This is a genomic window from uncultured Gimesia sp., from assembly GCF_937919775.1.
GTDB lineage: Bacteria > Planctomycetota > Planctomycetia > Planctomycetales > Planctomycetaceae > Gimesia.
The window spans coordinates 1-2590 of record NZ_CALFPF010000007.1; the positions used below are offsets into that span (position 1 = coordinate 1).

Annotated in this window: 3 protein-coding genes; 1 reads left to right on the top strand and 2 read right to left on the bottom strand. The window is 48.1% G+C overall.

The genetic code is table 11. The features are described 5' to 3' along the window. Nucleotides 1–303: 303 nt before the first annotated feature. Together Q0294_RS00115 and Q0294_RS00120 are read right to left on the bottom strand one after the other, a co-directional pair. Nucleotides 304–717, bottom strand: coding sequence for a cyclic-phosphate processing receiver domain-containing protein (locus tag Q0294_RS00115; RefSeq protein ID WP_299459379.1), 414 nt, complete (start codon nucleotides 715–717; stop codon nucleotides 304–306). A 98-nt stretch (nucleotides 718–815) separates the two neighbouring features. Further along, nucleotides 816–1934 (bottom strand): hypothetical protein, encoded by a 1119-nt coding sequence (locus Q0294_RS00120; RefSeq protein WP_299459381.1) that lies wholly within the window; start codon nucleotides 1932–1934, stop codon nucleotides 816–818. 136 nt (nucleotides 1935–2070) lie between these two features. On the opposite strand from Q0294_RS00120, the gene Q0294_RS00125 reads away from it, so the two are divergent. Further along, nucleotides 2071–2502 (top strand): hypothetical protein, encoded by a 432-nt coding sequence (locus Q0294_RS00125; protein WP_299459383.1) that lies wholly within the window; start codon nucleotides 2071–2073, stop codon nucleotides 2500–2502. Nucleotides 2503–2590 lie beyond the last annotated feature (88 nt).

The window sequence follows — 2590 nt, forward strand, 5'->3', positions numbered from 1 at the left end:
ATATTTCATACTGTTCTCCTTTGTGTTTTTGATAGATGATTCGTAACTTGATGCAATCGCCTCATTATAGCAACTCAACACAATAATTACGCAAAATACATGCCATCTTTGCTGCAACAGCAAGAGTAAAGGGCTTACTCTCTGCCACGGCACCAGACCTGGTTTCTGATCGCGCAGAGTGATGGCTGAGCAAACAGTACCGTTAAGGGACCAGCTGCATGGCTGGCTGAAATCAATGGATGCGAGTTTTCCGCAAGTGAATCCGGATCGGCGGAAGTGAGGCGAATAGGACTATCCAGATTATCAAAGATGGTCAAGCACTTCGCGAATCCACCAGACGGTGACCCATTCCAGATCATTAAACGGTACGACGCGGGAGTTGGTCCAGCCTTGATCACTAAGAACCAGTTCCATGCCTGGAGCGGCGAGGGAATTGGTCGTGTGAATGATGACATGACAGACCGGTGATTGCGTCGCCAGAAAATCGGCCACATCGCGCCCGGTCCCTGGATCTGGTTCATTATCAGACTGCGGGAACAGGTCGTGATCCAGGCTGATGATTGCAGCTGAAGCCAGATTACTGTCGAGCCAGCCAATGGTATCCGGCGCATTCTTGAAAGTAACAAGGTCGTATTCAGGAAGACGTTTTGACAACACAGCGGACATCGCCGTCAGTCGCTCCTGCTCGTCATCCAGAATTACTATTGTTGACGCCATATTGAATTGCCTGCCAGATTTATACTCAAGAGTAATCATTCAGGGGAGACATCAGAATGGATTTTCAGTTCCTGGAACTTATTTTCTCCAAAACTCCGTCAGTTCACTTTATCAGATAGTCGAGTGGGGTCCTTGATAATGGAAGGACGGTGATGATACCGCAGAACGCTGTCCAGCTCAAAAAAACTGTTGTGCTGTTCGATTAAGCCGGCTTCTCCGTTGAAGCCACTGGGAAGCCCTCGATTTTTCATCAATTCCACGACACGCATTTCCCAGACCTCTGTTTCCACAGGATCGGGTACGGGAGGTTCGAAGGGCATGATTCCATAACTGGAAATTGTATCCCACCGATGGTTAAAAATAATGCTTTCCTTTAATAACTGTCCATCGACATGGGTCACATAGAAACGATGGAGACGACGCATGTCGCGGCCTATCGTTGTTCTTTCTCTTTTCCAGACGCCGCGAATGGTAGAATATTCTCCCAGTGGTTTTCCGAGTTTACCGATGATACGATACCGGTCTTGAAGATCGCAAAAGCTAATATCCACGCGACCCTCCCCCCTCTTTTTGTTTGCCAGCCAGGCATTATAATTCACGATCGATGCTGCAACACTGCTGCCTGCCGCTGCTATTTTTTCTAACCTGTTTTCTACCTCTTCCTGATTCAAAACCCGTGCCTTCACAAAATTCAACTCACTGGTGAGTTCCAGAGGGATGAATTCCTTTTTGTCTCTGCTTTTGAAACCAGGCAGGATACCGATTGATTCAGGCAATCCAGATTCCTTCCCGAAATCGTCTGGCGTGCCGAAATATTCGAGGGATTCCCAGACGCGGTATTCACAAATCGGAGAATGGTCCGGGTCGACTTTCAGTTTCTCGGTTGCCCAGAGATGTGCCAGTTTGAAATGCCGTTCCGGATAGAGTTGGGGCTCTGACAATTTCTGGAAATTCACATGGGTGACTTGAAAGAAAAGCTGACGTTTCGAAAAGTTGAACCGTTTCCAGGTTCCATGAATCGTATGATACTCCCCCACCGGTTTTCCGAGTCGGCCTATGATCTGATACTTGTTCTTCAAATCATCAAAGTGGATCTCGGTCCTTTGTGAAGCGTCTTCCTGCGGCTGTTCAGGCGATTCCGCCAGCAACTGCCCGCAGATAAAAAAGCAGAACAGACTCAGCCAACCAGATGAAATTGGATTTCGTAAAGCTTTCACATCCGTGCCTCCCCGTTCGATCCTGAAACTTTCTGAGTTGCCTCTGGTTTTTCGATGTCGGGTATCATAGTTTAGAGCATTGAACCGGGCCAGCATTATTTTCCATTCAGGCTTCCCTTCACAGCAGCCAACGGAAATGAACGACTCGCGGCAGTCGCCTTTAACGCGTTCATCCGAACGAGTTACGAAACTGATCGGAGCTGCTACCATCGGCATGGCGCTGTGGGTGAGTGTCAGCGTTTATAACATTTTGCAACCCGACATCTGCGCTGCGGTCACCGTTTATCCGAACTGGTGCTGGTTTGTCGGCGGTCTGTTTCTGGCGCCGATTTTGTTCAAAACAAAAAGCCGATGGATGACTCTGATTTCGATCGGTCTCTGGTTTGTGTTCCTGATCGGTTTTGCAGATACCCCCTTGAGCATATGGCGTGAACTATTGGATACAACAGACTCCGAGTGGGTTGCGGCTCGAAAAGATCAGCAAGCTCTGCGCGTGATCTCACTCAACTGCAGTAAGCAATCGATCCTTGCACTGAAGCAAAAGATCCCGGATCTGATTCTGGAATAATCACCAGAAATACCATTTTAAGGGGCCGAACACCGAGCTAGTGGGTGTCCCGAAAGTATTTTAGTTCGTAAATAATAGCGTTAAATTG